Source organism: Acinetobacter sp. YH01018 (assembly GCF_013420295.1).
Taxonomy (GTDB): Bacteria; Pseudomonadota; Gammaproteobacteria; order Pseudomonadales; family Moraxellaceae; genus Acinetobacter.
The window spans coordinates 1-6,271 of the sequence record NZ_VOYL01000061.1 but is presented as its reverse complement, the minus strand read 5'-3'; the positions used below and the strand labels follow the sequence as shown (position 1 = coordinate 6,271).

Genomic DNA, 6,271 nt, shown 5'->3' with positions numbered 1-6,271 from the left:
CCAGAAAGCCAGAAATTCATAAAAACTATTTCATCAATCCCCTATAACTTAATCACGTTCATGGTCGATCTTAAATCTTGTGAAAAGTACTCATGCTGACCTAGCCAAACTGTAAAACTCATGTATTCATAGCCTTTAAATGAATCTTTCAATCGGTATATTTAAGGTAAAAACTAGTAATCAGAAGTTATTATCACCCCCATATAAAACAAGGATCAACTTAAAAACAATAACTTAGTAAATTATTCTTCCATTTTTTTTATATTTAGTGTTATTACGAAACTACAGCTAGTTTGTGTTAGCTATTTTGTACACTAATCAAATAATTTTCAGTGGCAGAACACACCAAAGAAATTAGAAAATATTATATGAATTAATATATTGTTAGATAAAGTTAGGAGATGGACTTTTATTATTTATTTTTCTTACGTTCAGCCTTGCGCTGTTCACTCAATTTTTGATGCTCCTCTTCACTCAATTTAACCTTAGTTTGGTTAAATGGTTTACCCAGTGTTAAGTTATATTTTTCAGCACCTAAAACACGTTTTGCTTCTTTCAGAATTACATCACGAATAAAATCATTCAAAGACTCACCAACGAATCCGGCTGCTTCTTTTAGAACTTTCTCTTCCTCATAATACAAAGGTACAGATGCTAAACGTCCGTGCTCTTTACGAAAGCGTTTCTTCACATCTTGGGTGTGTGGAGTGAGAATAATCTTGTACATTAAATTACGTGTGTATTCGACTTCTTGACCATTAGCATCATCTACAGTCGCTTCAGGATTCTCTAAAATTTCCTCAAGATCATCACCAAAACCTAAAGATGGTTTACTCTTATTTTTAACCATTATAGGATCTCCACCAAGAAATCATTAAATTCATCTCTAGCCTTAGAGCTACCCATTTCCATTACAGACAAGCCTTGAATCGTTGCATCACGGAATTGTTTACGATCACGGATAATGGTGTTTAATAACTTGAATTTAGGAAGTGTTCCTAGCAGTTCGATTGAATCTGCAACTTCAGTAGATCTTGTATTTGATGGAGCTTTATTAACAACCAGATATGGTTGAAGCTTTTCATTGACCTTGTGATAGGTATTAAATAATTTCAATACAAATGGAAGGACTTCAACATCGGCTTGGCTTGGTTGTGTTGGAACAATTAACTTATCACTGACTTGAAGAGCAGATCTAAATTCTTCACTGTCACGCCCAGCTACGTCTAATAAAACATAGTCATATTTCTTTTGAAGATCTAAAAGGATCTTCTTTAAATCACCAGTATGGTATTCAGTATAAACAGGATTTTGAGTTCTACGCTTAGACCATTTAAGAGCTGACTGTTGATCATCAGCATCAACTAGGACTATAGACCCCTTCTTACTCAAGGCTACAGCAAGGTTTGTAGCCAGTGTTGTCTTACCTACTCCACCTTTACGATTGGCAATGGTAATTATCATTTCTTCTTCTACCTAAATAGATGTAACAATAGCTCTATTGTATAAAGGATTAATATAAGTCTACAAGAATAATATTTGTTTATTTTGTAACAGGTTATAGATGTGATGTGCCGCATTAAACTGGGGGTGATACAGATTCTAAAGCACTAAACTATACGGGTTGATATCTTTTTATATATCTGGTTTTAATATTAATTTATGGTACGTTTCAAACTGTAAGCATCCGGTGAACCACCGCTTTTTCTAGCTATTCAATACCGTCCATAGTTTCCATTATTAAAAGTGCTGCATTTGCCCCCAGTAAAAGAAGAACTGAACCGCCGCCAGCAATCAAGAGACTGTTGCTCACATTAGGATTCTACTGCAGCAGATGCTCTAGATAGCTTAGTCTTTTGAATATCAAATATTACTCTAGTATAATTAAATGATCTGTATTGATGAAATCAAGCGTTCTCCAGCCCATGGACATGCATGCGGATATGGATACTGCAATGGCATAGGTGATGAGAGCCTTTGGCTACATCAAACCACATTGCGCTTATCTATTCTGTAATAAGCATGGCCATCGCATGAAAGTCCTGGTGGTCTGGCTTTGTGCCAGACGATTGGAATAGGACAAGTTCCATTGAGCTTTATCCACCAGAGTGAAACTGTAGCACTCAGCCTAGAAAATTACAGGGCTGATCCAGGGTAAACCCTGACAGCGTATTGGACTGCAGCAGGTGATGAATATGCTTTCTATAGAGGAAATCTTAACAATGTCATGACTTAATTGAACTAAATCTACAATCTCTTGGATGTTCATTTAATAGCTGTATTGTTAGAGGTATTAAATGATGTAAAAACTTGTATTTAGTTATTCTAATTACAACATTTTAACTATTTTAAAAGCAGGCTTTGTATTTAATCTAGTATCTTTAACTTTATACCATTTTTCAATATCAGTAGCTTTTGCTTTGTCAGGTATATTAAGTTCATTATAAACATCTTGAATACGAACTTTTATATCTGAACGAAGAATAACTTCATCCTTTTTCAAATTAAGTAAAGTCGGAATTTCAGTTGCATTATCCTTCTGTGCATCTTGAATCTTTAATGCTCTTTCAATTGGTAACTTTCTATATTCAAATTTTCTAATCGTGTCGTGCGTCAAAACATCATAAGCAGTTTTGAAATAGTCATCCTTTGCATCAACCAATTTATAAATTTTAGAATTATCTGCATCTCTTGCTTCACAATATTCTTTCATCGTTTCATAAAAGCACTGGCTATGACCTGATAAAAATTTAGCTACACCTTCAGGTTTATGAGCGAATGCTTTATGTTTTGTTTCATCAGTCAGTAAAGCTCTAAATGAGGCAGAATATCCATCTTCATTAACTTCAGCACCTGCAACAACACGTACCACATAAGTTGCTTCTAGTGCTTCGTATGCCTGTAATTCAGCTTTCAATGCAACGTCTGAAACATACAGTTCACCTTTTTCATCTTTGAATGTGTACTTGTCATCTTCAGCAGCTTTTCTTAATTGTTCACGTCCTGCATCTGACATTTTACCTTCTTTGATATCATTCAAAACGTCTTCGCTGTCTTGGATACGTTTCTGAACTTCCTGCATCCATTCTTCTTTTGTACAACTTGCAGCTTCAGGTAGATTTCCAACTAATAGATTAATGTGTTCATTATATTTTGTGTTTCGAATACGACCACAAATTTGAGGTACAAGTACATGGAAATCTACTTTTGTAGCATCACGGAGTCCATTAATGATGATGTAGGTTTGTCCTTCTTCATCGAAGATGTCTGCACCTTCAAAAGCAGTTGAAGTATACAGATTGATCTTTGCAGGGGCTGAAGTGATGTCACTGATCTTTGCCCATTTCAAGCCAAGCTTACTATTAAATGTTTTTTGGTTTGAATTTGATTTTGAACATACAACTCTAATATCGTCAGGATTAAACAGATTCTTACCTGTTTCCTTATCAACTAAGGCTTTCAACTTACTTAGGATAGATGCAATTTCTGTCACTGAGTTATAGAAGATATGAGCATTGCCTTCAATTGTTCCCATCAAATAATCATAGCACAATCCAAACAAAGCATTGTTTACACCTACGCCATGTTCAATTTTTTGAAGGTTAAATTTAACCGGTCTAACATCACCCCACTCGATTGTACATAGTGGTAAATGTTCGAGTGCTGAAGGAAAATATTCACGTTTTGTTGGTGTCGCTGTTAAGAAAACGTACGAACCAAACTTGTTATAGTTTTGAAGTACATATTCACAAGTAGCTGCTTTGAAACTACCTAAATTCACAAGTGTATGTGCTTCATCAATCAGTAATTTAAATGCTTTTGGATTGAAGCCTGGTGTTGTTAGGAGTTTTGGTAATGAGTCAAAAGTACAAACAATTTTTCTAGAACTTGAAGTGTCTTTTAAATATTCTGTTATTTCTTCTCTCTCGGTATCACCATACACGCCAATTAAATCAACAATTCCTTGGTTGTCTGCTAATTTGGATTTAAGTAGGTTAATGTAAGGAACGAGAACTACATAATTTTTTGCATTACGGATAACTAATGTTGTACCACCACAACCTGTAATTTGTTTATTTACATAACAGTTGTCTGGAAAATCCTTAATTAGATTTGAAAGTTTTTCGGAGCTATCACTAGCTATAATTGTTATTGTATTTGCTTGAGCATCTTGCTCTATTTTTACTGCATTATTTATTACTAAATCTTGTAAATTCATTTATCGGATTACCTAAATAGGTCTTAATTTTTAGTGTCATTTATATGTTGTCAGGATATGAAGTAGTGAGGGATAATCCTCTATCCTATGTGATTAACAGTATCAAAATTATAAATCAATGTCAACACTTTATTTCACACAAGTCCATTGTTTACTCTTTTTAAGTATTTGATTGATAATATTTCAATATAAAAAAGTGTAAAATCAAACTATACACTTTTTTAAGCATACCCCCCTTATCTAAGATAGAAAAGTGTAAGGGTTTCTCTTGGACATAGCATTTTGTCTTGAGATCAACTAACGCACTCTGTTACTCTCATTCTATAGTAAACTGGTTCAGTCGTTTGTTTGCTCAAACTATTACTCGGTATATCAAAATGCTAGCGCATTTAGCTATACGCTCGCAAAGTTTCGAGCTAATAAGATTTGATTGATTAGATAATTATTTTACACTTTTTTTAGAAATGAAAATTAAATATACATTTACTATAAAAACAATTGTTTACAAGAAATACTTTACACTTTTTTTCCCACAGCCCTTTATATTATACAATAAATTGTGTAAGAGCTTAGGCAGTTATCAACAGTTATAAATTCAAAGAGTTCTTTTAAAATAGTAAAACATAGTCCTAAGACAAAAGCTTGTCTTGAGTTAGATATAAATATAATAGTAATCAATTAGTTAAAAATTTTTATCTTAAAAGAAGAATTATAAAAATTAATTAACATTCCTTCTAAAGCTCTGACGAGCCTTAGAACTCATTAACCATCTATAAAACTCTACCCTTTCTCATTTATATTCATGTTCTAAGGAACATAAAAAATCATTTATTAATTTTGTAGAAATAGAGGTAACAGTTTAAAAACATGTCTTTATTCTATTGGACTGAATAGCCACCAAAATTCTAGACACATATATCCATCTTGATCCTCTCTCGCTTTAACAACTGAAAGAAACTCTCGGTAACAGCATTATAATGGCAGTTTCCACGCCGACTCATACTGCTTTCAAGATTATGATGCTTGAGAAATGTCTGCCACCCATGGCTGGTGTATTGACTGCCTTGGTCAGAATGAATCAGGACTTTGTTCTTTGGGTTTCTTCGCCACAAAGCCATCAATAATGCATTTAAAAGCAGGTCTGTGGTGATTCTGGATTTCATCGACCAGCCAACCACAAGACGCGAAAATAAATCAATCACCACCGCAAGATATAACCAGCCTTCATGCGTACGGATATAAGTGATTTCAGTCACCCACAGTTGGTTGGGATGAATTGGATAAATTGTCGGTCTAAAGTGTTTGCAGCAACGACAGCGGTATTACCAGCATGAGATCTAGGTTTACGATAACCCCGCTATGATTTAAGACAATTAGCTTTCATCAACCGATAGACCTGATTGATCCCGTAACTCTCACCAACATCTTTCAAATCACAGTGAATCTTGCGATAGCCAGATTCTAGCCAGAATTACCCAAAGAGTTGTTGCCGTTTCTTGGCAGTTTTACTGGTTGGTTGCTTTAACCTTTAACCATGCGTAATAATCACTGTGATGAACATCCAGAGTTGAACATAAACAACGGATCGGCTATATTTGCTGATTGTCCTGAATAAAGGCGTACCTCATTTGGACTGGCTTGCGAAGTACACCGCGGCCTTTTTTAATATGTCCCTTCCAATACGGCTATTGATACAGCTATTAAAACAGCAAAAACAAACGATAAAATATAAGCAATTACCTACTCAAAAAGCTCAACAACCAAAAGCCGTGAGCCAATTTGATTGCATGCCTTTATAGACCCTACCTCGTCTATCAACATCTAGGACCAGAACAACAACTTTATTCTCCATGACTTGATATACCAATCCAAATTGATCAGTAATGTCCTGGAAGCAGCACAGATCCTTCCAAGCATCTCTTTCAATACAGCTATTGATACAGTTATCGAAACAACAAAACAAACGATAAAATATAAGCAATTACCTACTCAAAAAGCTCAACAACCAAAAGCCGTGAGCCAATTTGATTGCATGCCTTTATAGACCCTACC

General features: G+C 34.6%; 3 protein-coding genes and 1 pseudogene. All 4 read right to left on the bottom strand.

Annotated elements, in window-relative coordinates; genetic code table 11:
• Nucleotides 1-412: 412 nt before the first annotated feature.
• Nucleotides 413-850 carry a hypothetical protein gene (locus FTT83_RS14245; RefSeq protein WP_100355857.1) on the bottom strand — a complete coding sequence of 146 codons (438 nt, stop codon included), beginning with the start codon at nt 848-850 and terminating at the stop codon, nt 413-415.
• Nucleotides 850-1,464 carry an AAA family ATPase gene (locus tag FTT83_RS14240; RefSeq protein ID WP_100355858.1) on the bottom strand — a complete coding sequence of 205 codons (615 nt, stop codon included), beginning with the start codon at nt 1,462-1,464 and terminating at the stop codon, nt 850-852. The genes FTT83_RS14245 and FTT83_RS14240 overlap by 1 nt, the downstream gene beginning before the upstream one ends.
• Nucleotides 1,465-2,329: 865 nt before the next feature.
• Nucleotides 2,330-4,219 carry a DEAD/DEAH box helicase family protein gene (locus tag FTT83_RS14235; RefSeq protein ID WP_100355859.1) on the bottom strand — a complete coding sequence of 630 codons (1,890 nt, stop codon included), beginning with the start codon at nt 4,217-4,219 and terminating at the stop codon, nt 2,330-2,332.
• Between the two features lie 914 nt (nt 4,220-5,133).
• Nucleotides 5,134-5,886, bottom strand: a pseudogene (locus FTT83_RS16170) (IS3 family transposase); the annotation flags it as partial.
• Nucleotides 5,887-6,271: the final 385 nt, after the last annotated feature.